Below are 24,616 nucleotides of genomic sequence, written 5' to 3'. Positions count from 1 at the left end.
CCCGACCGCACGCGGCCGGGCGGGTCCGTTGCGGTCTGACCAGGATGCCGGGGCGCCGCAGCGCGTCCTCGACGCCGTCCGCCACGACATCATCCTCGGGGTCCTGGCGCCCGGCACCCGGGTGACCGAGGCGGCGCTCGCGGCGAAGTACGGTGTGTCGCGCGTGCCCGTGCGGGAGGCGCTGCGGTCACTCGAGGCGGAGGGGTTCGTCGAGTCCCGCCCCTACGCCGGCTCCACCGTGGCCGCGATCCCGCTCGACGACGCGGAGGACCTGTTCGCCGTGCGCGGGGTCATCGAGGCCACGATCGCGCGGCGCGCGGCCCGCCGGGCCTCCGCCCAGTTCGGCGCCGACGCGCCGGACACCGCGTGGTGGACGGCGCGGCGGGCGCTCACGGACATCCTCGACGACGGCGACCGCGCCGTGGCGGCCGACGCCCTCGCGGAACTGCCGGAGCTGAACATCCGCTTCCACCTCGGGGTCGCGGAGCTCAGCGGCAGCGCCTCGCTGGCCGCCCTGCTCCGGCAGATCTCCGGCAAGATCGAGTGGCTGTACGCGGCCGACGTCGACCGGCGCGGGAGGCAGTCCTGGGGCGAGCACCGCCTCGTCATCGCGGCGATCGATGCCGGCAACGACGCCGAGGCCGGGCGCCTGATGGCCGGGCACGTGGGCTCCTCGCAGCGCGGCTACATGGAGCGCTTCGCCGGGCCCGGGCAGGCACCCGGAGCGCCGTCCGCGGTCACAGGAACGGACGCAGCGGAGCGAGGATGATCTCGCTGGCGCGGGCCACCAGGTGGCGGCTGTCCCATTCCTCCCGGGTCAGCTCGCGGCTGTTGGAGGAGTCCACGGCGAAGATCCTCTCCATCGTCGCCGCGAGGTCGCGGTCGAAGATCTCGAGGTTGATCTCGTAGTTGCCGGTGAGGCTGAGGCGGTCGATGTTGGCCGTGCCGACCGTGCTCCACTCGCCGTCCACCGTGGCCGTCTTCGCGTGGATCATGGAGTTCTGGTAGAGCAGGATCCGCACGCCGGCGCTGATGAGGGAGGAGTAGAATCCCCGGGACAGCCAGTCGGAGACCACGTGGTTGGAATCCTCGGGGAGGATCACGCGGACGTCCACGCCGCGGCGGCTCGCGCGCAGCAGGGCGTCGAGGATCTGCCGGTCGGGGATGAAGTACGCGGTGGTGATGAAGATGTGCTTGTGGGCGCGGTTGATCGCGTCCAGGTAGACGCCGCGGATGGGGAACACCAGCAGGGCCGGGATGTTGTTGACCGCACGGATCCGCGGCTCCCAGTAGGTGGCACTGAGGTCCGGCAGTTCGGGGCGCCTGGGGATGGCCCGGATGTTCCAGACGCTGACGAACGCCTCGCGGAGCTCCCAGACGGACGGTCCGCGGATCTCCAGGTGCGTGTCACGCCATTTCGTCGCGTACAGCGTCCCGATGTTGTAGCCGCCCACGAACCCCACCTCGTCGTCGACCACGAGGACCTTGCGGTGGTCGAGGCCCGTGCCCCGGATGTTCGTGAAGATGATCGCGGGACGGATGACCGGGAAGCGGTAGGTGTTGACGGCAGGGTGGAAGTCGTAGAAGAACGGGTTGACCACGAGATTGGCGAAGCCGTCGTAGATGACGAAGACGTCCACGCCGCGATCCGCCGCCCGGTTCACGGCGTCCCGGAAGCGCCTCCCGACCTCGTCGCCCTTCCAGATGTAGGTCTCGAGCAGGACCTGGTCCTTGGCGTTGTCGATCGCGGCGATCATCGCGTCGAAGAGATCCTCGCCGTAGGTGAACACGGTGGTTTCGGTGTCGGCGATCGTGGTGTGGAACGTGCCCGGCTGCGGGAAGCCCGGTCGCTTGGTGCGCCGGCTCCTCTGGTACACGTCCACGGCGACGACCCCCGCGATGACCACCGCCTGCGCCGTGACCATGGTGAGCACCCCGCGCTTCACCGTGCCGCGGGCGATGCCCACCATCGTCTGACGCCTCAACCAGCCCATGCGGCCAGCGTATCGCGTTGCCCGGGCGGTCGACGGCGACCCGGCAGGGACTCAGTGCCCGCCGACCTCGATCGCCTGCGCGACCGCCGACTCCACGCCCGCACTCCACGGGAACCCGTGGCCCGGCAGTACGGTCCGCGCAGCCGTGGCGCGCAGCGCCTGGAGGGAGCGCAGGGCCATGTCCATGTCCGCGGTGGCGGCGCGGGCGACGACCTGCGGGCCGGGGTGTCCCGTGTAAGGGTCGAGCGTGACGAGGGCATCGCCGCTGATGACCGCGTCGCGGTCCGGGAAGTGCAGCGCGCAATGGCCCTTCGTGTGACCCGGTGTCGGGACCAGGAGGGCTGAGCCGGGCAGCGCCGCGGCCGCCTCGGGGGTGAGCGGCAGGGTGTCCTGCACGCCCCTGACCGCGACGGCGCCCGCGACGGTCATGCGCAGCAGCCCGGGCACGGCGCGGGGATAGCGCAGCGGGTACAGGAAAGGACTCCGTTCCCGGTCGTAGCTGTAGGGGTGCGCGGCGATCCGGGCGTCGTCGGGGTGGCAGTAGACCGGGATGCCGTACCTGGAGCGCAGGTGCTCGGCGGTCCCCACATGGTCGAAGTGCCCGTGGGTGAGCACGATGCCCCGGATGTCCTGCACCGAGCGGCCGATCCGGGTCAGTGCCGCCAGGAGGAGCCCCTTCGAGCGGGGCAGCCCCGTGTCGACCAGGAGGAGGCCGTCGTCGTCCTCCACGAGGTAGACGTTGGTCCTGGCATGCTCGAGGTAGTGGATCCCCGGGGCGATGTCCGTCCTGATCATGCGTCTGTTCCGCTGGTCGTCATCCTCCGACCCTAGGCTTCCGACGCCGGCTCGGGAAGGGGCTCGATGAGGTCGGGGCCGTCGTTGCGCACCGACCCCACACGCTTCCCGACCAGGCGTGGCACCAGGTGGGGGTCCGGGATGGCGTCCAGCAGTTCCTGCACCGCCGGCCGCGAGTCGTTGCGTGGATCCAGCCAGTCGCCACGCAGGTCCGGGGGCAGGATCACCGGCGTGCGGTCGTGGATCTCGCCGAGGGCGTCGCTCGCCGGCCGGGTGATGATGGTGCAGCTGACCACCCATTCCCCCTGCGGGTGCTCCGGGGACGTGGTCGCGGGGTCCCGCCAGAACTCGTAGAGCCCGGCGAAGCCCAGGAGGGACCCGTCCGGGCCGTGCAGGTAGATCGGGGTCTTGGAGCCGTCGTCGTTCTTCCGCCACTCGTAGTACCCGTCCGCCGGGACGATCGCCCGCCGTTTGAGCGCGGCGGCCCGGAAGGAGGGCTTCTCCAGCAGGGTCTCGCTGCGGGCGTTGATCATCCGTGATCCCACGGACGCCGATTTCGCCCAGGAGGGGATGAGGCCCCAGCGCGCCGGTTCCAGCCGGCGCGTCAGCTCGCCCGTGTGCGGGTCCAACCGCTCGACGACGAGCCGCACGGTGTCGGTCGGCGCGACGTTCCAGGAGGGCCGCAGCTCGTCCTCGACGGCCTCGTCCACCTCGAAGGCGTCGATGAGGTCGGCCCTGTTGCCCGCGATGACGAAGCGTCCGCACATGCCGGGGTCTCCTGTCCTCGTGCCCCGCCGGCCTACTTCTTCCGGCGGTCCAGGATGAGGGCCAGGGCGATGCCCGTCAGCCAGCTGTCCTTCGCGAGGGCCACGCCCTCCGGGCTCGGGCGGACGCCGTCCTCCATCGTCATCTCGGGGGTCGTGAAGTACATGGTCAGCATCCCGGCCGAGAAGGCCAGCAGCGCGAGCCCGGCCAGCCTGCTGGGGATGAACGGCGCGAGGAGCGCCGAGCCGATCGTGATCTCCGATGCGGCCAGGAACGTCGCGAACTGCTGCGCCTCGAACTGGCTGACCTGGGGGAACGCCCTGGACGCCGCGGACTGCAGGTAGGCGGCGGTGCCGTCGTCCAGCGCGGTCTTCCCGAGTCCCGAGTTGAGGATGTAGGCGCCCGTCGCGAGGCGGAGGGGGATGTGGGTGATGCGGAATCCCATGGTGGTGCCCTTCTGCGCGGATGATCGGTCGCCTGTGAGCCTACGGCCCGCGGTGCCGCCCCGCCAGTCTCCTCGGGCGGCACCGGAGTCCACGCGGCAGGTCCGGGGAGGCGACGCATGTTTCCTGGATGTTTCGCGCCGTGCCGTCGGGAGTTCACTGACAGGGACAGGGCCTTCTGGTTGGATGGCAGACAAGCCAGCAGGCCCACCAGCTATCGGAGAAGGTCCCATGGTCCCCCGGACAGCAGAACATCCCCGGCCCCAGCACTTCGTCCTCCACATGAGCGACACCCACCTGCTCGGCGGGGACGCCCCGCTGTACGGTGCCGTGGACAGTGAGCAGAGGCTGCAGGAGGTGTTCGACGACCTCGAGGCGTCCGGCGCACGGCCGGACGCGATCGTCTTCACCGGTGATCTCGCGGACAAGGGGGAACCGGGCGCGTACGCGAAGCTCCGTGCCATCGTGGATCCCGCGGCGGAACGGCTCGGGGCCCGGGTCATCTGGGCGATGGGCAACCACGACGACCGCGCGGCCTTCCGGGCGGGACTCCTCGACGGGACACCGGCCGGACGGCAGGACGCCCCGGTGGACGCCGTGCACTTCGTCGACGGCCTGCGCATCATCACCCTGGACTCCACGGTGCCGGGGCGCCACCACGGCGAGCTCGACGACGAGCAGCTGCGCTGGCTGGCCGCGCAACTGGAGGTACCCGCGCCGCACGGGACGATCCTCGCCCTGCACCACCCGCCCGTCCCCAGCGTCCAGGACCTCGCGGTCCTCGTGGAACTGCGCGACCAGCGCTCGCTCGCCGGCGTCGTCCGCGGCTCGGACGTCCGCACGATCCTCGCCGGGCACCTGCACTACTCGACGACGGCGATGTTCGCCGGCGTCCCGGTCTCGGTGGCGAGTGCCACCTGCTACACCCAGGACCTGATGTTCGACGGCGGGGGCACGCGCGGCCGGGACGGCGCGCAGTCCTACAACCTCGTCCACGTCTACGAGGAGACGATCGTCCACTCGGTGGTACCCGCGGGACGGCACACCACGGTGGGGGAGGTGGTCCCCCGCGAGGAGACACGGCGCCGGCTCGAGGCGCACGGCGTGACCATCCCCGAGGTCGGCCGCGCCCGGCACCTCACCTCGGCCTGAACCGTCACCCGACCCCGGCCCGTCGGGATCAGGCGCGCAGCGCGTCGGGCACGCCGACGGCGAAGAGCGTCCGCGGGTCCTGCAGCAGGGCCGGCGGATCGAAGTCCGAACGCTGCAGCCAGCCGTCCAGCCGCGCAGGACGCACCAGCCCGTCCTCGTGCATGAAGACCCGGCCCACGTGCCCCGTCCGGAAACGCCGGCCCTCCGGGTCGGGGATCGCGACGGCGTCGCCCTCCTCCACGGACTCCTCGAACGCGTGCAGCTGCCGCTCCCACTTCGGGGCGGCGTGCCCTCCCGGCGGGACGGGCGGCATGAGCAGCATCGCGTCGTCGTCGTCGGCGTCCCGGGCGGCGGGCAGCCCATCGGCGCGCCAGACCCACAGGCGCCGTCCGGCGGGTTCGACGGGCAGGCGCTCGCGTTCCGGTGCGGGCCACACGTAGGGGAGGTCCTCGGGGACGCCGGGGAACCGGTCCCGGTAGATTTCCGGTGCCTTCTGGATCAGATTGGACTGGTGGCTCACGTGCAGCGCCGGGTCCCCGAACCACGGCGGCATCGGCACATCCGGCTGCTCCAGCACGTCCGGGGCGAACTCGAGGATCTGCCGGTGCGTCGAATCGGCATGGCCGCGCGAGACCCACTCGGCCACCATGGCCAGGCCGTAGACGGTCAGCGCCGGGACGTAGCCCATCCACATGCGGATGGCCGGGTGCTGCCGCCACCCGTAGTCGGGGATCACGAGGGCACGCAGCGCCTGCAGGGTCTCGACGCGCTGCTTGCCCAGCCTTGCCTGGTCGAGCACCCGGGCGCTGGCCGCGACATCGGGATACGGCAGGAAGGTCTGCATCGCGCCAGTCTTGCACGCATCCCCGTCACCCCGGCGCGGGCCCTAGATCTCCCAGGGGGCCTTGACCGGGAAGTACTTCTCGAGGAAGTCCGTCACGAGGTGGGCCCGCTCGTCGGCCGCGACCTCCGGGAAGCTGCCGTCGTTGAGGCAGAAGAAGTCCTGGTTGCGTTTGTCCAGCATCTTGTTCAGGCTCTTCAGCCCGGACCGCAGCGTGGTGTCCACGTACTTCACCTTCGCCATCTCCTGCGTGACGGCCCGGCCGGTCAGCAGTGCGTAGTAGTGGTACAGCGAGTTGGTGACGGAGATGTTGTCCTTGGCGCGGAAGCGCGAGGCTGCCGTCGCGGCGAACTCCGCGGCGAACTCCGCCTCCATCTCCAGCAGCACGCTCTTCCGCAGGGGAGCGGCGGTGTGTTCGAGGTGCCGCGTGGTGATGCGCCCGAACCGCTCGTGCAAGAGGCGCCGGTTCACACGGGCGGCGTTCTCGAAGCCGCTGCGCTCGGCGTCGTTGTCGCCCAGGCCGATGCGCGTGTCCGCCTCGATGAACTTCGTGACGCCCCCGGGGGAGAAGAACATGTCCGGGGCGACGGGACGGCCGAAGAACATGTCGTCGTTGGAGTAGAGGAAGTACTCGGAGAGGCCCGGGATGTGCTGGAGCTGCGCCTCGACGGCCTGCGAGTTGTGCGTGGGGAGGACGGACGGGTCCCTGAAGTGCTCTTCGGAGCGGACGAGCGTGACCGACGGGTGGTCGGCGAGCCAGGCGGGGCGCTCCGAGTCGGTCGCGATGAAGATCCGGCGGACCCACGGCGCGAACATGTAGACGGAGCGCAGCGCGTACTTCAGCTCGTCGATCTGCCGGAAGCGCGCCTCGTGGTCGTCGCCCTCACCGACCACCACGCCCTCCATGCGGGCCGCGCGCGCCGCCCGGTACTCGGGGCTGCTGCCGTCCACCCAGGAGAAGACGAGGTCGATGTCGAAGTCGATGTCCGTGGCGTGATCGGCGAACATGTTGTCGATCGTCGGCCAGGAGAGGCCGTGGCGTTCCACTTCGCCGCGCACCACTTCGGCGGCGGGGAGGGTGCGGCGGGTGAGGGAGTTCTCCACCGGTAGTTCGATGGCGCTGCCGCCGAGCGCCCACAGTTCGATCTGCACGCCGGCGGACGGCCCGTAGGCGAGCCCGCCGAGGGGTTCGATGCGTGGCCGGAACAGGCGGAAGATGCGGGCCTTGCCGCTGCTCGAGAGCTGGCCGTCACTCACCAGCAGGGTGGTGCGGCGCTTCGTGTCCACGGTGCGGGAGTAGAACGGCTCGTCCCGGCACGCCTCGACGAGCGCGGCGCGCAGCTTCTCACGGTGGTCGAGGTCCACGGCGATCACGGGCCGCTCGTCGTTGCCGCGCACCAGCAGGAACCCGATGCCGGCGTCGTCGAGTGCCCGGCGGATGAACAGCAGGTCCTCGACCATCGCCTGGTGCGGAGTGCGGTCCTGGTTGACCAGGGTGAAGCGCCGCTTGACGGTCGTGATGTCCGTGCGGCCCTCGAGTCGGGCCACCGCCGCACTGGACGCCGACTCGAGGATCTCGGCTTCGTTCTCCGGTTCGGGCGCGCCGAAGTAGATGTCGTGTTGGGCGGCCGTGTCTGTAATCGGAACCTCCGGAGAGTGGGTGGGTTGCTCCCATGATAGAGCCTGCGCGGGCATCGCCACTGCGACCGCGCACCTTACCCCCTCGGGCGGGCGGCGTCCAGCCCTCCGGGGCACGGATCAGTCGGACCGGGACGCCCTCCGCCCCCTGTCGGCCAGGGTGTGGGCGAGATGGACCCGGCGTCGCTGGACCGTGACGGCCTTGTCGTAGTAGGTCACGAGCTGCTCACAGAGCACGGGCCACGTGCGCCCCTGGACCGAGGCGTGCGCTGCCCGGCCGAACGCGCGCCGCTTGGCGTCGTCGCCGATGAGGTCGACGACGGCGGTCCGCAGCCCCTGCAGGTCACCCGGGGTGTACGTCCAGCCCGTGCGGGACGGATCCACGAGGTCCAGCGGGCCGCCCCGGCCCACCGCGACGACCGGGACGCCGCACGCCATGGCCTCCTGGATGGTCTGGCAGAACGTCTCGGACTCGCCGGGGTGGACGAAGAGATCGAAGGACGCGACCATGCGGGCCAGGTCCGTCCCCGTCCGGAACCCGGCGAAGTGCGCCCGCGGCAGCCGGGCCCGGAGGCTCTCCTGCTGCGGGCCGGCACCGACGATCACGAGCCGCGTCCCCGGCAGCGGGTCCAGCACGGCGAGATCCTCGACCTGCTTCTCCGCCGCGAGCCGGCCCACGTAGCCGATGATGCGCTCGTGCGGCTGCGCGACCGTCGCCCGCCACGCGGCGTCGTACCGGGTGGGGGAGAACCGCTCGGTGTCGACGCCGCGCCGCCACAGGTTGAGCCGCTGCACACCGCGGGATCGCAGCTGGTCCAGTGCGAACGTGGACGGCACGAGGGTGAGGGTGGAGGCGTCGTGGATGTTCTCGACGCGCTGCCACAGCAGCGGCTCGAGCCAGGGTACGCCGTACCGGGCGGCGTAGGCGGGCACCTCGGTCTGGTAGACGGACACCGTGGGGATGCCGAGCTGCTCGCACGCCTGCACGGCACGCCAGCCGAGGACGAACGGCGAGGCGACGTGGACGACGTCGGGCCCGAACGCGGCGAGGATGCGGCGTACGCGGGCGACCGTCCCGGCGGCCAGCCGGACGTCCGCGTACCCCGACAGGGCGAGGGACGGGAGGAGGTGGACGGGGAAGCCCTCCACCCGGGACGGCGCGGGCTCGTCGAGCCAGGACGAGGCCGGCGCGATCACCAGCACGTCGTCGCCGCGGCCCCGCAGGTGGGCGAGCACCTTGAGCAGCGAGTGGGTGACCCCGTTCATGTGGGGCAGGAACGATTCTGCGACGATGGCTATCCTCACACCTCAACGTTCGCCCGCGCACGCGGAGGGCGGGCCGCCGCAGGGTGGCGCCGGGGTGAACGTCGGAGGAAATGAACCCGCCGCCGGGCTACTCCGGTCCGGTGCGCTCCCGGTGGGCGCCGTGGGCGAGCTGCCGGGTCAGGGTGTCGATCTGGAGGCTGACGCTCGCGAGCTGGTCCTGGACCTGGGTGTCCACCGCCGCGGGCTGCGCGCCGCGGGTGGTCGCCTCGCGGGCCGTTGCCACGTTCTCCACGAGCCAGGAGGCGAACGCCGCCGTGACCGCGCTGAGCACCCCGATGCCGCCGATCATCAGGCCCGCCGCTACCACCCGCCCGGCCCCCGTGACGGGGTAGTAATCGCCGTAGCCCACCGACGTGACGGTGGTCAGTGCCCACCAGAGCGCATCGGGAAGGGTCACGATCGTCGCGCCCGGGACGTCCTGCTCGACGTCGAGCACCGCGAGCGCCCCCGCATAGCCGAGCACCGTCATGGCGGTGATGACGTAGAGGACGATATGCCCGCGCAGGGCGTCCCCGCCGGACCGGTTGAGGATGCGCAGCAGGGGGATGAGCCGGAGCAGGCGCAGCGGACGCAGCATGGGCAGGAGCAGCACCACGAGTTCATGCAGGTGGCGGACGAACCATCGGCCCCGTGAGGGCGCCAGAAGGAGGGTCACGAGGTAGTCGGCAAGGAAGAGGCCCCACACGCCCCAGATGACGGTCTCGAGAAGCAGGGTCTCGGCCGGGTCCGGGTCTCCCACGACCTGGAACGAGTACGCCACGAGGTAGAGGGTCGCGGCGAGGATCATGGGGATCTCGGATCGACGGCGCCATTGCGCCTGCCTCGTCGGCTGGTTCCCGCTCATCGTTCCGTGCTCCTCCGTAGGCTGCCGTGTCCCGGCCCGGCCGGAATCCCTAAGCCTACGTACTGTCGTGGGTCCGTGGGGGCGGGTGCAGGGCGTCAGTACTCCCGGTAGAGCTCGCCCACCGGGACGTCGTCCGCGAGCCGGTTGTCCGGACCGGGCAGGGGGCAGGCCCATGCCTCGTCGTAGGCGCAGGACGGGTTGTAGGCGAAGTTGAGGTCCACCACGATGCGCCCGGGGTCGCGCCCCTCGCCGAGGTGGGCACCCTTGACGGTGTCCAGGACGTAGCGCCCGCCGCCGTACGCGCCGCCGGCCCTGCCCGAGGTGCCGTCGCGCAGGGGCAGGAACAGCCCGCCGCCGTAGGAGCCGAGCTTCCACAGGGCGAGCTTCCCCAGCCCGGGCAGCAGCACGCTGCCGAGGCGGCGGAACGGGACGACGCCGTCCGTGCCGGTCGCGACGTCCATCACCTGACCCGCGCCGTCGTCGTCCACTTCCGCCTCGAACCGGAAGGTCGGGTCGTAGGGCGCTACCGCGAGCCCGGCGAAGGACTCCCTCGCGCCGCGCCCGAGGGCCGACGCCGGGTGGGTGCGGAACAGCTCGTCACGGCCCTCCCGCCACACGGCGTGGGCGGCCTCGGGCGATGCGGAGGCGGCGCGCTCGCGGACGTCGTCGTAGAGGCGGAAGACGCGCCGGCGCCAGTCCGCGGTGGCCAGTGCGGTGGTGAGGGCCGTCATGGGCCCAGCGTACCGCCGTGGTGCTCGGTAACGGAGGAGGGCCTGATGGTTGCCTGGGCGTACTGTGGCTGGGTGACCCTCGGCATCTTCTGCATCGTGCTGGCCTCCATCCTCGTGGGGGCCATCGCGCAGCGTATCGCCGGCCTGGGCTTCGCGCTGCTGATCGCCCCGTTCCTCGTGATCATCCTCGGACCGCACGAGGGCGTCCTCCTCGTGAACCTCTGCGGCGTGGTGTCCTCGGCCATCATCGTGGGCCGGGTCTGGAAGGACATCGACTGGAGCATGTTCCGCTGGCTCGTCGTCCCGTCCCTGCTCGGCTCCATCCCGGGCTCGTTCCTCGCGGTCTCCCTCCCGTCCGCACCGCTGTCGGTCACGGTCGGCGCCGTGGTCCTCGTGGCGCTGACCGTCTCCCTGGTGCTCCAGCGGTCCGACGTCGTCGTGCGCGGCAATACGCCGAAGGCGGTCGCGGGCTTCGCCGCCGGCGTCACCAACTCGATGGCAGGGGTCGGCGGCCCGGCCGTCAGTGCGTACGCCCTCCTCGCACGCTGGCCGCAGCGCCCCTTCGCGGCGACGCTTCAGCCCTTCTTCGTCTGCATCGGCTCGGTGACGCTCGTCACCAAACTGCTCCTCGACCCGGCCCAGGCACCCGTCCTCGCGCCGTGGATGTGGATCGCGATCGGGCTGGCCATCGTGACCGGCATCTTCGTTGGGGAGAAGCTCGGGCGCTTCGTCCGTGATTCCCAGGCCCGCGCGTTCGTCATCGTCATCGCGTTCATCGGCGCAGGCCTCGCCGTCGTCAAGGGCCTCCTCGACATCTTCGGGTGACAGCGGCACGCCGTCCCCGTGCCCTGTCCATCCCGCGTCGATGGGTGGCGCGGGCCCCTGCCGGTGGCACCATGGGAGGGATGAAAATCCCCACCAAGCCCCGCGCCCTTCCCATGCCCCTGTGGCTCCAGGGGGTGCTCGAACTCGGACAGGCCGCCGTGATCTCGGCCCTGCTCGTGGTGCTCCCGGTCGCCGCCGTATGGTTCACCGGGGGATTCGCGGACCGGACGGCGGAGTCCGCCGCCCGCCTGGCGGGCCAGGGCTGGCTGGTCATGCACGGGGTGCCCCTCGTGCTGCACTTCCCTCCGAGCCTGGCCGGGGGCGAGGCGGTGTCGGGGCTGCTGCACGTCGTCCCGCTCGGGCTCGTCCTCGTGCCGCTGTTCCTCGCCTGGCGTGCGGGGCGCCGACTCGCCCGGGCGTCGTACACCGACCAGCTCTGGCAGGCGCTGCTCGGTGCCCTCCTCACCTACGCGGCGATCGGCGCGGGCATCGCGTATGTGTCGGGCACCCCCGACGCGTCCGTGTCACTCGTGGCGGGCGCCCTGATCCCTCCCGTGTCCGCCGGGATCGGACTCATCACCGGCGCCTACCGTGAGGCCGGCGCCTGGAGCCGCCTGGTGGGCGTGGACTTCGCGGCCTGGGTGGGCCGTGCGAGCCAGCACTCCCGCTGGGCCGGGTCCTACGCCTGGTCGATCGTCCGGTCGGGATTCATCGCCGTCCTCGTCGCCGCGTCCCTCTCGGCCGCCCTGCTCGCCGTAGCGATCGGGCTGAACTGGGCGGGCATCGCCGCGATCTACGAGCGCATCGACGGCGGGATCGCCGGGGCGTCCGTCATCACCCTGCTCCAGCTGGGGCTCCTGCCCAACCTCGCCCTCTGGACGATGTCCTGGTCCACGGGTGCCGGGTTCGCCCTCGGCACGGGCAGCTCCCTCACGCCGCTGGCCAGCACCGTGGGCCCCCTGCCCGCCCTGCCCATCCTCGGCGCGCTCCCCGCGGGCACGCTCGACTACGGGTACGCGGCGCTGGCCATCCCGGTCCTCGCCGGGCTCCTCGCCGGCTGGTGGTTCTTCCGGGAGGGCGAGAACCACTTCGACGAGTGGCTCGTGCTGCACAGCAGCAGGCGGTGGCTCACCTCGACGGCGTCCACCCTCGCGCTCGCCGGACTCATCGGCATCACGGCCGGACTGTGCGGGGCCGCCGTCGCCCTGCTCTCGCGCGCCTCGCTCGGCCTGGGCCGCTTCACCGACCTGGGCCCCGACCCGCTGGCGGTCGGTCTGTGGCTCGCGCTGGAGGTGGCCGTCGGCGCCCTGCTCGGGCATGCCCTCGGGCCCCTGCTGGAGCGGGAGCCGCGGCGGCGCTGAGCCGCGTGCCCACGCGGGACCCTAGGAGCCGCCGAACCCGTCGAGGCTCCTCAGGCCGTCCTCGCAGTCGCCCTGCGCCTGCAGGGTCAGGGCGCGGGACATGCAGTCCTCGTACGTCTGCGTGATGGGCCAGAGGAGTATCGACGCAGCGGTGCCCGCCGTGAGGAACAGCGCGGCGGCCAGGCCCAGGGACGTCGCGAGGACCACGAACCGGGGGAATTTCGCGCCGATGGCCTTGACGAGCCCGACGACGCCGGCGGCGAGGGCGAACAGCGCCAGGACGAGCGCGAGCACCTTCCACGGCAGCACCAGGCCGCTGGTCAGCGACGCGCCGAGGAGTGCCCCGAAGAACAGGCGCAGCCAGAACCTGGCGGACGAGGCGCGCGCGGTGGCGGGGTCGTCCGGTGCCTTGGGCGCCGTCCCGGGACCCTGCGGTCCGGCCTGGTCGGTGTCCTGCTGCCTGGTGGTTCCTCGCCTCGCCATGGTTCAACCCTAGGCGAGGGGAGACCCTAAGGTTGGTTCATGCGCATCGTAGTCCTCGTCTCCGGCTCCGGGTCCAACCTCCAGGCCGTGATCGACGCCGTCGCCGAGGGCCGTCTCCCCGTGACCATCGCCGCCGTGGGGGCCGACCGGCCGGGCACGGGCGGCGTCCGACGGGCGGCCGCGGCAGGGATCCCGACGTTCGAGGTGGACTTCCGGCAGTACGCGGAGCGGGCGGACTGGAACCGCGCCCTCACCGGGGCCGTGGCCGCGCACGAGCCGGACTACGTGGTGTCCTCGGGCTTCATGCGGATCGTCGACCAGCACTTCCTCGACACCTTCCCCGACCGCTATCTCAACACCCACCCGGCGCTCCTGCCGAGCTTCCCGGGCGCCCACGGCGTCCGCGACGCCCTGGCGTACGGCGTGAAGGTGACGGGCTGCACCGTCATGGTCGCCGACGCGGGCGTGGACACGGGCCCCATCCTCGCCCAGGCCGCCGTCGCCGTCCTGCCCGGCGACACCGAGGAGACGCTCCACGAGCGGATCAAGGTCGAGGAGCGCAGGCTCCTCATCGAGACCCTCGCCGGGCTGGCCGGCGCTGCCGCGGTCTCCGGTCGGGCCGGGGCCTGAGGTGCCGCTGGTCGCGAACGCCGTCTACGTCGGCGGGAAGAAGCGCATCCACCCCGAGACCCTGGACCAGACGTTCGAGCTCATGCGGGACAGCGGCGGCATGGGCTGGATCGGCCTCTACCGCCCCGAGCGGGAGGAGATCCAGGCGGTCGAGGCCGAATTCGGGCTGCACAACCTCGCCGTCGAGGACGCCACCAACGGGCACCAGCGCGCCAAGCTCGAGCGCTACGGCGACACCCTGTTCGTGGTGCTGCGGCCCGCCCGCTACCTCGATGTGGAGGAGAAGGTGGAGTTCGGCGAGCTGCACATCTTCATCGGTCACGACTTCGTGGTGACCGTCCGGCACGCCGAATCGCCGGACCTCGGGATCGTGCGGCGGAGGCTCGAGGAGGACCCGGAGCTGCTCGGTACGGGACCGCAGGCGGTCCTGTACGCGATGCTCGACCAGGTGGTGGACGAGTACGGGCCCGTGGTGCAGGGACTCGAGAACGACATCGACGAGATCGAGAACGAGCTGTTCGGGGGAGCACCGGACGTCTCACGGAGGATCTACGAGCTGCACCGCGAGGTCATCGAGTTCCAGCGTGCCGCCCAGCCACTGGAGGCCATGATGGACGACCTGCTCAGGGGCTCGGAGAAGTACCGGATGGACGACGAGCTCGCGCGGAACCTCCGGGACGTGCAGGACCACGTGATCCGCATCGTCGAGCGCATCAACACGTTCCGCACGCTGTTGCAGAACGCCCTGACGGTCCATTCCACCCTCGTGGCCCAGCGGCAGAACGAGGAGATGACGCGCATGACGGAGACGTCGCTGCGGCAGGGCGAGGAGGTCAAGCGCATCTCGTCCTGGGCGGCGATCCTCTTCGCGCCGACGCTGATCGCCTCGATCTACGGCATGAACTTCGATGTCATCCCCGAGTTGCACTGGGGCCTCGGCTACCCGTTCGCGCTCCTGCTCATGGTCGCGATGGGCGGCGGCCTGTACTGGGCCTTCAAGCGCAACGACTGGCTCTGACCCGGACGTGACGGCGGCCGGGACCAGGAGGTCCCGGCCGCCGTCACGCGTGGCACGCCGGCTAGCGCGTGCCGATCACGTGCGTGCGGTGGTCGTACACGAAGGTCACCGGACCGCCCGCGTGCTGGAGTGCGATGTTGCTGCCGTCGCGGCCGCCGCCGGCGCCGTAGTTCTCGGTCCAGCTGCGGTTGAGCGCCGCCTTGTACTCGTAGCTGCCGGCGGGCAGGTCGGCGACCTCGAGGATCCAGGTCTGCGAGGCGGCATCGAAGGTCATCTGCGCCTGGTCGCACGCCGGATCCCAGTCCCCGCCGCAGCCCAGCTCGGAATCGAGGCTGCCGGCCACGGCCACGGAACCGGGCTGGTCGACGACCGAGCCGACCCTCACGGTCCTGATGTCGCTCACCGAGGTCCCGAGCACGGCACGGTACCGGACCTGGGTGCCTTCGGCGAGGTCGAGGGCCGCGAGATCGTCGACGGCGGTGTAGGTCGGCGACGAGTCGTCCGAACCGATCGCCGTCCACGCCCCTCCGGCGATGCTGCGCTCGAGGGTCACGGCGTACTCGGAGTTCTCCGGGCTCGCGGTGGCGGTCACCTCGACCTCGCCCTGGACCTGCGTGCCCTCGGCCGGAAGGCCCATGGTCAGCTGCGGCTGCGGGACGGTGGCCGACGCCACCGCGGAGGTCCGTGTGTGGCGCGCGTTGTCGAGGACCACGGCGCGGTACTCCACCGCCGTCCCGGCGGGGAGTGCGCCGGTGTCGTGGTAGACGCTGTACGGCGCGTTGTCGTCCGTGCCGATGCTCGTCCACGGGGAGCCCGGGGTGCGGGCCTCGAAGGTGACCTCGTAGAACGACGAGCCGGCGACGTCGGCAGCGACCCTCATGCGGCCGTTGTCCTCGGCGGCGGGTGCCGGCTGCTGGAGGCTGATCGCCGGTGCGGCCTTGGAGTGCGGGATCTTCCCCGACAGCTCGTAGACCACCGTGGACAGTGCGGGGACGGTGACGGTGAGGGTGCCGTCGGCCGCGGACTTCGCGTGCTGGGGCGCGTCGCCGTGGACGAGGCCGAAGGTTCGCTTGCCGGCGTAGGTGGGGATGGCGGCGGTCCTCGGCCCGGTGCTGTTGTTCAGTGCCACCACGTACTCGCGCTGGTCCTTTGCGTCGGTCCGGGAGAACGCGTAGATGCCCGGGCCGTCCGAGGCGTACCGGTGCTGGTGGGCGCCGTTGCGCAGGGCCGGGTGCTCCGCGGTGACGTCGGCGAGGGTCGCGATGCCCTGGTACAGGGGGTGGGTCGCGTCGAAGTTGTCGGTGGCGTGGGTCGCGTCGGTGCCCAGCAGGTCGTCGTCGAGGTACTCGGGGACCTGGCTGGCGAACAGCGTCTGCCGCGAGTCCTGGTCGCCGCCGGGGCCCGTGAATCCCTGCTCGTCGCCGTAGTAGATCACCGGGTTGCCGCGTGAGAAGTACATGAGTTCGTGTGCGAGGGTGTCCCTCGCCAGCAGCTCGTCGTCGGCCGCGCCGGGGTTGTCGCTCGCGATGAAGCTGCCGATCCGGCCCATGTCGTGGTTCCCGAGGAAGGTCGGCAGGCTGTAGGCGTTGGAGTCCGCGTCCGTGTACCAGTCGTCGCCGGCGAAGAAGCGCTCGAGATCCGTTGCGGGCGCGCCCTGCGAGGCGTAGCCGCGGGCGGCGGCCTGGAACGGGAAGTCGAGGACCGACTGCATGCGGTTGCGCGTGGTGAACTGCGAGGTGAAGGACTTCGTGGTGTCGAAGACCTCGCCGAACATGAAGAACTCGTCCTTGCCCTGCTGCTGCGCGTAGGAGAGGACCTCGGGGCCGAACTCCTGCCAGAACTCGTCGTTCACGTGCTTCATGGTGTCGATCCGGAAGCCGTCCACGCCGAAGTCGGCGATCCACGTCTTGTAGATGTCGATCATGCCGTCCACCACCACGGGGTGCTCGGTGGACAGATCGTCGAGGCCGAAGAAGTCACCGTAGTAGGCGTCCTCGCCCGCGAAGGTCGTGTCGCCGCGGTTGTGGTAGAGCGTGGGATCGTTCAGCCACTCGGGGACCTTCAGGTCCTTGTCGGCCTCCGGTACCACGGGGATGTACGGGAAGGAGGTCGCGGCGTCGAGCTCGGGGAAGGTGCCCGTGCCCGCGTAGTCGCGGTCGTCGAACGCGGTGCCGTCGGCGTCGCGGTACGGCTCCTCGTCCTTGGAGACGTAGGGGGCGCGCTCGCCGGCGTCGTAGCCGATCACATCCGCGGTGTGGTTGGTGATGATGTCGAAGTAGACCTTCATGCCTCGCGCGTGTGCGGCATCGATGAGGGTCCTGAGGTCCTCGTTGGTACCGAGGTGTGGATCGATCTGCGTGAAGTCGGTGATCCAGTAGCCGTGGTAGCCGGCCGAGTTGTCCTCCGGCTGCACGGCGCGGTTCTTGAAGCTCGGGGTGAGCCAGATGGAGGTGGTGCCCAGGCCCTGGATGTAGTCGAGCTCCTCGAGCAGGCCCTGGAGGTCGCCGCCGCTGTAGTAGCCCTTCCGGGTGGGGTCGAAGCCGGACACCGACGGATCGGGGCCGAGCCCGCCGTCGTCGTTGGCCGTGCTGCCGTTCTGGAAGCGGTCGGCCATGACGAAGTACAAGTTCTCGTCCGTGACCGCGGTGCGCAGCGAGTGCCGGGCCGACGCGGCGGAGGAGTCTGCGGGGTTCTTCGGGGCGGCGAAAGCGGGGGGTGCGGCGACGGAACCGGCAACAAGGGCGGTCAGCACGACGACGGTGGCGTGGCGCGGTTTCACGGGGTCTCCTTCGGGGGTCAGGCACCAGCGTGTCCGACGTCACACGACGAGTCAATCCTCCGCGCGCAATTTACGCGAAAACTATTTCGGACTCCTGGTCCCCGTCGATCCGGACGTGTCCACCGGGCTCCGCCCGGGGCCGGTCAGCGCAGCCGGGCGGCCTTCGTCTCGGGCGCGTTGAACGCCATGAACAGGACGGCGAGGACCACGAGACCGCCGATGAGCGCGAAGGTGAGCGGCAGGCCGAGCAAGGGCCACAGGAGCGTGCCGAAGATCAGCGGAACGAGGCCCGCCCCGATGCGGGAGATGGTCGACGCCCAGCCGAACCCGCTGCCCCGCAGCTCGGTGGGGTAGAGCTCGGAGACGTAGGTGTACAGCACGGGGATCGCCACCTGCACCACGAAGCCGAAGGCCAGCAGCCACGCCGTGGCGACTGCCGGCAGGTCCAGGGTCAGCGCGAAGGCCACGAGGAGCGCTGCCGAGCCCGGGCCGGTGATCGCCAGCAGCCACTTGCGGCCCACGCGCTCCACCAGCAGGGCCGCGGCGATCACGCCGAGGAAGCCGACGCCGGTCATGAACGTGGTGGTGATGAACGCGACGGACTGCGCGTAGCCGGAGGCGATGAGGATGCGCGGCATCCACGTGAGGGCCCCGTAGTAGACGAGCAGGATGGTCAGGAACAGGCTCCACGCCGTCAGGGTGATGCGCCAGTCGAAGCGCCAGAGGCCCGTGAGCTGTCCGGAGATGCTGCCGAGCGAGAGCCGGGGCGTGTCCTCGGGCTCCGGCAGGCGCCACGGGCGCTCCTCGGCGCCGGTCCTCGCCACGAGGTCGTCGATGACGGCCCGGGCCTCGTCGCGCCGGCCGCGCTGCACGAGGTACAGCGGGGACTCGGGCACGCTGCGGCGCACCCAGAACACGAGGAGGGCCGGCAGCACCATGACGAGCATGGTGTACCGCCAGTCACCGGTCTGCGCGACGATCGCCGTCGTCACCACGCCGCAGAGGAAGGCGCCGATCGGCCACCACGCGTCCATGGCCGTCAGGACCCGGCCGCGCTGGCGCCGCGGCGTGAACTCGCCGACGAGCGCGTAGTCCACGGGGATGCAGCCGCCGAGGCCGAAGCCGGCCAGGAACCGGAACACGCAGAACCAGACGATGTCCGGTGAGAACGCCCCGAGGACCGTGAAGAGGGCGAAGACGAGCAGGGTGAGGGTGAACGCCTTCTTGCGGCCGATGATGTCCGCGACGGATCCCCACGCGAACGCGCCGACGGCCATGCCGATCAGGTTCGACGTCGCGATCCACGCCGCCTGGCCCGAGGTGATCCCCCAGTCGCCGATCAGCAGCGGGATCAGGTAGGCGTTCAGGGTCACGTCCCAGGCGTCGAACATGAAGCCGAGGCCGCCGATGAGGAAGATCTTCCCCTGGACCTTCCAGCGCCAGGGGAGGTCCTGCACCACCTGATCGCCGGTGGGGAGTTGCGTATTGATGCTCATGGTGCCTTCGGGGAGGGGAGCGGGTACTGGAAAACTGTACGCCAGGCGCCTTCCCTGCCCCCTCGGGCACCATGCGTCATCCGGGGGTGCCGGCCGGGGCACCCCTATAGACTGGACGGCGACCCAGCGAAGCGACCTACGGAGATCTGCGTGAGCCTGCCCCACCTCGACCGTGTCCCCATCCGCCGAGCACTCATCTCGGTGTTCGACAAGACCGGGCTGGAGGAGCTGGCGCAGGGCCTGCACCGCGCGGGCGTCGTCATCGTCTCCACCGGCTCGACGGCGCAGCGCATCGCCGCCGCGGGTGTCCCCGTCACCGAGGTCTCCGAGGTGACAGGCTTCCAGGAGACCCTCGACGGCCGCGTGAAGACCCTCCACCCCAAGGTCCATGCCGGTATCCTCGCCGACCGCCGCCGCCAGGAGCACATCGACCAGCTCGCCGAGCTCGATATCGAGGCGTTCGACCTCGTGGTCGTGAACCTCTACCCCTTCGTGGAGACCGTGCGCTCGGGGGCGGAGCCCGACGACGTCGTCGAGCAGATCGACATCGGCGGGCCGGCGATGGTGCGGTCCGCGGCGAAGAACCACCCGTCGGTCGCCGTCGTCGTCGATCCTGCGCGCTACGGCGATGTGGTCACCGCCGCCGCGGAAGGTGGCTTCGACCTCCGGGCACGACGCGGGCTGGCCGCGCTCGCCTTCGCGCACACCGCCGCGTACGACACCGCCGTCGCCTCCTGGACCGCTGAGCAGTTCGAGATCGACGACGACGCCGGCTGGCCCGGCTACGCGGGCCTCGCCCTCGAGCGGTCCGAGGTGCTCCGCTACGGCGAGAACCCGCACCAGCAGGCCGCGCTGTACGTCGAGAAGGGTGCCACGCCGGGCATCGCGCAGGCGGACCAGCTGCACGGCAAAGCCATGAGCTACAACAACTTCGTCGACGCGGACGCCGCCCTGCGCGCGGCCTTCGACTTCGACGAGCCCGCCGTCGCGATCATCAAGCACGCCAATCCGTGCGGCGTCGCCGTTGGATCCGCCGCGGCGGAGGACCCCATCGCCGACGCGCACGCGAAGGCCCACGCCTGCGACCCGGTCTCCGCGTTCGGCGGCGTCATCGCCGCGAACCGCGAGGTCACCGCGGGTATGGCGCGGACCGTGAAGGAGATCTTCACGGAGGTCGTGATCGCGCCGTCGTTCTCGGCCGAGGCCGTCGACATCCTCTCCCGGAAGAAGAACATCCGGCTCCTGACCCTGCCGGACGGCTACGGGCGGAACCCGGTGGAGTTCCGCCAGGTCTCCGGCGGAGTGCTGATGCAGGTGGCCGACGCCCTCGACGCGGACGGCGACGACCCCGCGGGGTGGACCCTCGCCGCCGGTGAGGCCGCCGACGAGGCGACGCTCGCCGACCTCGCCTTCGCCTGGAAGGCGTGCCGCGCCGCCAAGTCGAACGCGATCCTGCTCGCGAACGACGGCGCCTCCGTCGGCGTCGGCATGGGCCAGGTCAACCGCGTCGATTCGTGCCGGCTCGCCGTCGAACGCGCCAACACCCTGGGCGGTACCGAACGCGCCCGCGGTTCGGTGGCGGCGTCGGATGCCTTCTTCCCCTTCGCCGACGGCCTCCAGATCCTGCTCGACGCCGGGGTCCGCGCGGTCGTGCAGCCGGGCGGATCGGTGCGCGACCAGGAAGTGATCGACGCCGCGAACGCCGCCGGCGTCACGCTCTACCTGACAGGTGCGCGCCACTTCTTCCACTGACACCGCCTCACATCCGCCGTGAGGCGAAGCCCGAAAAAGCTCGGTAGGTTAGAGCCGATGGGCAACCCCCAACCACCCGTACACCGCATGAGCACCAGGGAGACGCCAACCCATGGCCAGAATCATCTACACCCATACCGACGAAGCGCCGATGCTCGCCACCTACTCGTTCCTGCCGATCGTCGAGGCGTTCGCCTCCACGGCCGGCGTCGAGGTGGAGACCCGGGACATCTCGCTGTCGGGGCGCATCATCGCCCTCTTCGGTGACCACCTCACCGAGGACCAGCGACAAGCGGATGCCCTCGCCGAGCTCGGCGCGCTGGCGAAGACGCCGGAAGCGAACATCATCAAGCTGCCGAACATCAGCGCGTCCGTCCCCCAGCTCAAGACGGTCATCGCCGAACTCCAGGGCCAGGGCTACGCCCTGCCGGACTACCCGGACCACCCGTCGACGGACGAGGAGAAGGACGTCCGCGCGCGGTACGACAAGGTCAAGGGCAGCGCCGTGAACCCCGTCCTGCGCGAGGGCAACTCGGACCGCCGCGCCCCGGCGTCCGTCAAGAACTACGCCCGGCAGAACCCGCACAGCATGGGGGCCTGGACGCCGGAGTCCAGGACCAACGTGGCACACATGACGAGCGACGACTTCCGCTCCAACGAGAAGTCCGTGGTGATCCCCGCCGACGGCACCGTCTCGATCCAGCACGTCGCGGCCGACGGCACCGTCAGCGTGCTCAAGGCCCCGTTCCCCGTGCTCGCCGGCGAGGTCGTGGACGGCACCGTCATGCGCGCCGCCGCACTCAACGAGTTCCTGAAGGCGCAGGTCGCCCGGGCGAAGCAGGAGGGCGTGCTCTTCTCGGCGCACCTCAAGGCCACCATGATGAAGGTCTCCGACCCCATCATCTTCGGCCACGTGGTCCGCGCCTTCCTGCCCGAGCTCTTCGAGAAGTACGGCGCCCAGCTCACCGCCGCCGGCCTCAGCCCGAACAACGGCCTCGCCTCCATCCTCAGCGGTCTCGACAAGCTCCCGGAGGACGTCCGCGAGGGCGTCCGGCAGGCCATCGCCCGCGGCATGGAGGACGGGCCGGCGATCGCCATGGTGGACTCGGACAAGGGCATTACCAACCTGCACGTGCCGAGCGACGTGATCGTGGACGCGTCCATGCCGGCCATGATCAGGAGCTCCGGCCACATGTGGGGACCGGACGGCAAGGAAGCCGACACGCTCGCCGTCCTCCCGGACAGCAGCTACGCCGGCATCTACCAGGTCGTCCTCGACGACTGCCGCGCCCACGGCGCGTTCGACCCGACCACCATGGGTACCGTCCCGAACGTCGGCCTCATGGCGCAGGCCGCCGAGGAGTACGGCAGCCACGACAAGACCTTCGAGATCCAGGCCGCGGGCACGGTGCAGCTGGTCGACGGCGAGGGCACGGTGCTGATCGAGCACGACGTCGAGCCCGGCGACATCTGGCGCGCCTGCCAGACCAAGGACGCCGCGATCCTCGACTGGGTGAAGCTCGCCGTGACCCGCGCGCGGGCCTCGGCGACGCCGGCCGTGTTCTGGCTCGACGAGAGCCGCGCCCACGACGCCCATCTCATCGCGAAGGTCAGGGAGTACCTGGCCGAGCACGGGACGGACGACGTCACCCTCGAGATCATGACGCCGGTCGACGCCACGGCGTTCACGCTCAAGCGCATCCGCCAGGGCCAGGACACCATCTCCGTCACGGGCAACGTGCTCCGCGACTACCTGACGGACCTGTTCCCGATCCTCGAACTCGGCACCAGCGCCAAGATGCTCTCCGTGGTCCCCCTCATGAACGGCGGCGGGCTCTTCGAGACCGGCGCCGGCGGATCGGCTCCCAAGCACGTGCAGCAGCTCGTGAAGGAGAACCACCTCCGCTGGGACAGCCTCGGCGAATTCCTGGCCCTGGCCGTCAGCTTCGAACACCTGGCGACGACGACGGGGAACGCCCGCGCGCAGATCCTCGCCGACACGCTCGACCGGGCGACGGGCACCTTCCTGCTCGAGAACAAGTCGCCCAGCCGCCGCGTCGGCGAGATCGACAACCGCGGGAGCCACTACTTCCTCGCCCGTTACTGGGCCGAGGAACTGGCCGAGCAGGAGCAGGATGCCGAGCTCGCGGAGAGCTTCGCCCGGGTGGCCGAGGCGCTGACGGGCAACGAGGACACGATCGTGTCCGAGCTGCTCGCCGTCCAGGGGTCACCCGCGGACATCGGCGGGTACTACCACCCCGACGTCGCGAAGGTGACAGAGGTGATGCGTCCTTCGGCGAAGCTGTCGGAGGTCCTGGCGATCCTCGCGAAGTAGGCCCCCACCCCCGCACACCGGCCGGTGTACCGCCTCCGCGGTACACCGGCCTCTGCGTATCCGGACTGTTTACAGGAGAACCTCAGTAGGTTTAGGGTTTCTCCTAGGTCTCAGCCTGGGGGGTGGAAGTGCGATGAACGCCTATGAGCGTCGGTCTCTTTCCTCCAGCGCGCGCACCTTTCTCCTTGCGGCAGCCGGGGCCCTCGGCCTGATGGCCCTCGGCGCCTCCGCCGCCTCCGCTGCCGAAGCGTCTGCCGGTCCTGGTCTGCTCACCGGGGCCCTCGATGCGACGGGAACGGCTGCTGCCGGGGCGCTGTCCCCGGTCACCGATCCGCTGCAGTCCGTCGCGGCTCGCGCTGTGCCGGCGTCGAACTCGCCATCATTGCTCCAGGATGTCCCGGTTCTGCCCGATCTCGTAGCACGCGTCCCCGAACTCGCGGCCGCGCCGTCGACCAGTGTCCTCACACCCGTGACGACACTGGTCGACGGCGTCGTGGCCGAGGTGCCGATCGTCCAGGCGCTGGTGCCCGCCGGTACGGTCACCGGAGTGACGGCTCCCGTCGTCGGGACCGTCGACGGAGCCGTCGGCGGGGTCACCGGACCGGTGCTCGAGGTGGCCGCGCCTGTCGCGCAGATCATCGACCCGGTTGTGGACGTCATTGTGCCCCTGCCCGGACTGGCGACCCCGCCTCCGGTGGTACCGGTTCCGGTAGCGCCCATTCCCGTTGGGCCTGCTCCGGTGCTGATCCCGGCCGGGCCGACGGCTCCGGCCGAGGAGGTCCTTCCCGAGGTCGTTCAGGAGCCGGATGTGCCGGGGACGGTGACACCCGGCGGGAGCGCCGGAGCGGCCGCGGAGACTCGCCCGGTCGCGGGTGCGGAGTCGGGTTCCTCGAGCGAGACGGTCGCGACGCTCGGGTTGTCCTCGTCGGCAGGAGTTGCTGCCGCCTATCTTCCCGTGGCTGCCTCGCAGAGGGATCTTCTTGCGACTGTCGCCCTGCCTGCCATCGTCCAGATGGCACAGGCCGTCCAGGAAATCCCGGCCCTGCCCGCGACTCCTCCCTCATTGTCCGCAGGTGTCACAGCATCCATGACGGGTAGCGGCGTCACGGCGCCGCTTGCCGTCCTCGGCGGTTCCGCCTTCCTGATCCTTCTGGTCCTGAGCCGGACCGGACGACGCGCGGCGTCGTCAAGCCTACCCGAGGGCCCCACTTTCGATCCCGGTTCATCTCCTGATTAGTGGTGGCCTCGCCGCGCTTCATTGCACGGCCGACGGCCCACGGCGCCAAGGGCGCTTCAACACCACTTCGATCTACAGGAGAACATCATGCGTACATGCGTTCAGCGAGGGCTTTACGGGGTCCTTCTAGCCGGGGGCGTCGTCGTCCTCGGAGCAGGAGCCGCGACAGCT

At 70.7% G+C, this 24,616-nt stretch carries 21 protein-coding genes; 9 read left to right on the top strand and 12 right to left on the bottom strand.

What is annotated here, in order from left to right; all coding sequences use genetic code 11:
* Window positions 1–28 precede the first annotated feature (28 nt).
* A complete protein-coding gene (locus AC4D2E_RS09935) occupies window positions 29–769 on the top strand; it encodes a GntR family transcriptional regulator (RefSeq protein WP_490952487.1) in 741 nt (246 codons plus the stop codon).
* Here AC4D2E_RS09935 and AC4D2E_RS09930 read toward each other — a convergent pair.
* Genes AC4D2E_RS09930 through AC4D2E_RS09915 form a run of 4 tightly spaced genes read right to left on the bottom strand, consistent with a single transcriptional unit; the run spans window position 738 to window position 3,999 of the window.
* The gene (locus tag AC4D2E_RS09930) at window positions 738–1,994 is read right to left on the bottom strand and encodes a phospholipase D-like domain-containing protein (protein WP_490952486.1); all 1,257 of its coding nucleotides are present in this window, start codon (window positions 1,992–1,994) and stop codon (window positions 738–740) included. The two genes, AC4D2E_RS09935 and AC4D2E_RS09930, sit on opposite strands and share 32 nt — an antisense overlap.
* Window positions 1,995–2,045: 51 nt before the next feature.
* Complete coding sequence (locus tag AC4D2E_RS09925) at window positions 2,046–2,789, bottom strand: MBL fold metallo-hydrolase (protein WP_490952485.1); 744 nt, start codon at window positions 2,787–2,789, stop codon at window positions 2,046–2,048.
* A 32-nt stretch (window positions 2,790–2,821) separates the two neighbouring features.
* The gene (locus AC4D2E_RS09920) at window positions 2,822–3,556 is read right to left on the bottom strand and encodes an SOS response-associated peptidase (RefSeq protein WP_104168500.1); all 735 of its coding nucleotides are present in this window, start codon (window positions 3,554–3,556) and stop codon (window positions 2,822–2,824) included.
* 32 nt (window positions 3,557–3,588) lie between these two features.
* On the bottom strand, window positions 3,589–3,999 hold the full coding sequence (locus AC4D2E_RS09915) for a hypothetical protein (RefSeq protein WP_104168820.1): 411 nt from the start codon (window positions 3,997–3,999) through the stop codon (window positions 3,589–3,591).
* A 280-nt stretch (window positions 4,000–4,279) separates the two neighbouring features.
* On the opposite strand from AC4D2E_RS09915, the gene AC4D2E_RS09910 reads away from it, so the two are divergent.
* Window positions 4,280–5,149, top strand: a complete 870-nt coding sequence (locus tag AC4D2E_RS09910; RefSeq protein WP_490910831.1) for a phosphodiesterase — start codon at window positions 4,280–4,282, stop codon at window positions 5,147–5,149.
* Between the two features lie 28 nt (window positions 5,150–5,177).
* On the opposite strand, the gene AC4D2E_RS09905 is transcribed toward AC4D2E_RS09910, so the two are convergent.
* From AC4D2E_RS09905 to AC4D2E_RS09885, 5 genes are all read right to left on the bottom strand, one after another.
* Window positions 5,178–5,993, bottom strand: a complete 816-nt coding sequence (locus AC4D2E_RS09905) for an MSMEG_6728 family protein (RefSeq protein ID WP_490952484.1) — start codon at window positions 5,991–5,993, stop codon at window positions 5,178–5,180.
* 42 nt (window positions 5,994–6,035) lie between these two features.
* Window positions 6,036–7,685 (bottom strand): stealth family protein, encoded by a 1,650-nt coding sequence (locus AC4D2E_RS09900; RefSeq protein WP_104168819.1) that lies wholly within the window; start codon window positions 7,683–7,685, stop codon window positions 6,036–6,038.
* 63 nt (window positions 7,686–7,748) lie between these two features.
* The gene (locus tag AC4D2E_RS09895) at window positions 7,749–8,933 is read right to left on the bottom strand and encodes a glycosyltransferase family 4 protein (RefSeq protein ID WP_490952483.1); all 1,185 of its coding nucleotides are present in this window, start codon (window positions 8,931–8,933) and stop codon (window positions 7,749–7,751) included.
* Between the two features lie 88 nt (window positions 8,934–9,021).
* Window positions 9,022–9,798 (bottom strand): potassium channel family protein, encoded by a 777-nt coding sequence (locus AC4D2E_RS09890; protein ID WP_490952482.1) that lies wholly within the window; start codon window positions 9,796–9,798, stop codon window positions 9,022–9,024.
* A gap of 95 nt (window positions 9,799–9,893) precedes the next feature.
* Window positions 9,894–10,529, bottom strand: coding sequence for a DUF1684 domain-containing protein (locus AC4D2E_RS09885; protein ID WP_490952481.1), 636 nt, complete (start codon window positions 10,527–10,529; stop codon window positions 9,894–9,896).
* Window positions 10,530–10,574: 45 nt separating this feature from the next.
* Between AC4D2E_RS09885 and AC4D2E_RS09880 the strand changes: the two genes are divergently transcribed.
* Complete coding sequence (locus AC4D2E_RS09880; protein ID WP_490952480.1) at window positions 10,575–11,354, top strand: sulfite exporter TauE/SafE family protein; 780 nt, start codon at window positions 10,575–10,577, stop codon at window positions 11,352–11,354.
* 80 nt (window positions 11,355–11,434) lie between these two features.
* Window positions 11,435–12,715 (top strand): cell division protein PerM, encoded by a 1,281-nt coding sequence (locus AC4D2E_RS09875; RefSeq protein ID WP_490952479.1) that lies wholly within the window; start codon window positions 11,435–11,437, stop codon window positions 12,713–12,715.
* A 21-nt stretch (window positions 12,716–12,736) separates the two neighbouring features.
* Here the strand turns inward: AC4D2E_RS09875 and AC4D2E_RS09870 are convergent, their stop codons facing one another.
* A complete protein-coding gene (locus tag AC4D2E_RS09870) occupies window positions 12,737–13,198 on the bottom strand; it encodes a hypothetical protein (RefSeq protein ID WP_490910826.1) in 462 nt (153 codons plus the stop codon).
* 39 nt (window positions 13,199–13,237) lie between these two features.
* Here AC4D2E_RS09870 and purN point away from each other — a divergent pair, with 39 nt between their 5' ends.
* Both purN and AC4D2E_RS09860 read left to right on the top strand, forming a co-directional pair.
* The gene (gene purN / locus AC4D2E_RS09865) at window positions 13,238–13,828 is read left to right on the top strand and encodes a phosphoribosylglycinamide formyltransferase (protein ID WP_490910825.1); all 591 of its coding nucleotides are present in this window, start codon (window positions 13,238–13,240) and stop codon (window positions 13,826–13,828) included.
* A 1-nt stretch (window position 13,829) separates the two neighbouring features.
* Window positions 13,830–14,846, top strand: a complete 1,017-nt coding sequence (locus AC4D2E_RS09860; RefSeq protein WP_104168491.1) for a magnesium and cobalt transport protein CorA — start codon at window positions 13,830–13,832, stop codon at window positions 14,844–14,846.
* Window positions 14,847–14,907: 61 nt separating this feature from the next.
* Here AC4D2E_RS09860 and AC4D2E_RS09855 read toward each other — a convergent pair whose 3' ends face one another.
* A complete protein-coding gene (locus AC4D2E_RS09855; RefSeq protein ID WP_490952478.1) occupies window positions 14,908–17,625 on the bottom strand; it encodes an alpha-amylase family glycosyl hydrolase in 2,718 nt (905 codons plus the stop codon).
* 143 nt (window positions 17,626–17,768) lie between these two features.
* Window positions 17,769–19,121 carry an MFS transporter gene (locus AC4D2E_RS09850; protein ID WP_104168490.1) on the bottom strand — a complete coding sequence of 451 codons (1,353 nt, stop codon included), beginning with the start codon at window positions 19,119–19,121 and terminating at the stop codon, window positions 17,769–17,771.
* Window positions 19,122–19,271: 150 nt separating this feature from the next.
* On the opposite strand from AC4D2E_RS09850, the gene purH reads away from it, so the two are divergent.
* The 3 genes from purH (at window position 19,272) to AC4D2E_RS09835 (ending at window position 24,445) form a co-directional block, all read left to right on the top strand.
* The gene (purH, locus tag AC4D2E_RS09845; RefSeq protein ID WP_490952477.1) at window positions 19,272–20,873 is read left to right on the top strand and encodes a bifunctional phosphoribosylaminoimidazolecarboxamide formyltransferase/IMP cyclohydrolase; all 1,602 of its coding nucleotides are present in this window, start codon (window positions 19,272–19,274) and stop codon (window positions 20,871–20,873) included.
* A gap of 112 nt (window positions 20,874–20,985) precedes the next feature.
* On the top strand, window positions 20,986–23,208 hold the full coding sequence (locus AC4D2E_RS09840; protein ID WP_490952476.1) for an NADP-dependent isocitrate dehydrogenase: 2,223 nt from the start codon (window positions 20,986–20,988) through the stop codon (window positions 23,206–23,208).
* A gap of 133 nt (window positions 23,209–23,341) precedes the next feature.
* Complete coding sequence (locus tag AC4D2E_RS09835; protein ID WP_490952475.1) at window positions 23,342–24,445, top strand: hypothetical protein; 1,104 nt, start codon at window positions 23,342–23,344, stop codon at window positions 24,443–24,445.
* Window positions 24,446–24,616: the final 171 nt, after the last annotated feature.

It is taken from the genome of Arthrobacter sp. TJ-265, assembly GCF_058269135.1.
This window is presented reverse-complemented; position numbering and strand designations above follow the sequence as displayed.

What these genes read in the sequence shown, in the direction of transcription:
- AC4D2E_RS09930 (WP_490952486.1), bottom strand. Translation starts at nt 1,994, where the DNA reads ATGGGCTGGTTGAGGCGTCAGACGATGGTGGGCATCGCCCGCGGCACG.
- AC4D2E_RS09850 (WP_104168490.1), bottom strand. Translation starts at nt 19,121, where the DNA reads ATGAGCATCAATACGCAACTCCCCACCGGCGATCAGGTGGTGCAGGAC.
- AC4D2E_RS09870 (WP_490910826.1), bottom strand. Translation starts at nt 13,198, where the DNA reads ATGGCGAGGCGAGGAACCACCAGGCAGCAGGACACCGACCAGGCCGGA.
- AC4D2E_RS09920 (WP_104168500.1), bottom strand. Translation starts at nt 3,556, where the DNA reads ATGTGCGGACGCTTCGTCATCGCGGGCAACAGGGCCGACCTCATCGAC.
- AC4D2E_RS09880 (WP_490952480.1), top strand. Translation starts at nt 10,575, where the DNA reads ATGGTTGCCTGGGCGTACTGTGGCTGGGTGACCCTCGGCATCTTCTGC.
- AC4D2E_RS09910 (WP_490910831.1), top strand. Translation starts at nt 4,280, where the DNA reads ATGAGCGACACCCACCTGCTCGGCGGGGACGCCCCGCTGTACGGTGCC.
- AC4D2E_RS09890 (WP_490952482.1), bottom strand. Translation starts at nt 9,798, where the DNA reads ATGAGCGGGAACCAGCCGACGAGGCAGGCGCAATGGCGCCGTCGATCC.
- AC4D2E_RS09915 (WP_104168820.1), bottom strand. Translation starts at nt 3,999, where the DNA reads ATGGGATTCCGCATCACCCACATCCCCCTCCGCCTCGCGACGGGCGCC.
- AC4D2E_RS09835 (WP_490952475.1), top strand. Translation starts at nt 23,342, where the DNA reads ATGAACGCCTATGAGCGTCGGTCTCTTTCCTCCAGCGCGCGCACCTTT.
- AC4D2E_RS09840 (WP_490952476.1), top strand. Translation starts at nt 20,986, where the DNA reads ATGGCCAGAATCATCTACACCCATACCGACGAAGCGCCGATGCTCGCC.
- purN (WP_490910825.1), top strand. Translation starts at nt 13,238, where the DNA reads ATGCGCATCGTAGTCCTCGTCTCCGGCTCCGGGTCCAACCTCCAGGCC.
- AC4D2E_RS09875 (WP_490952479.1), top strand. Translation starts at nt 11,435, where the DNA reads ATGAAAATCCCCACCAAGCCCCGCGCCCTTCCCATGCCCCTGTGGCTC.
- AC4D2E_RS09900 (WP_104168819.1), bottom strand. Translation starts at nt 7,685, where the DNA reads ATGCCCGCGCAGGCTCTATCATGGGAGCAACCCACCCACTCTCCGGAG.
- AC4D2E_RS09885 (WP_490952481.1), bottom strand. Translation starts at nt 10,529, where the DNA reads ATGACGGCCCTCACCACCGCACTGGCCACCGCGGACTGGCGCCGGCGC.
- AC4D2E_RS09905 (WP_490952484.1), bottom strand. Translation starts at nt 5,993, where the DNA reads ATGCAGACCTTCCTGCCGTATCCCGATGTCGCGGCCAGCGCCCGGGTG.
- AC4D2E_RS09925 (WP_490952485.1), bottom strand. Translation starts at nt 2,789, where the DNA reads ATGATCAGGACGGACATCGCCCCGGGGATCCACTACCTCGAGCATGCC.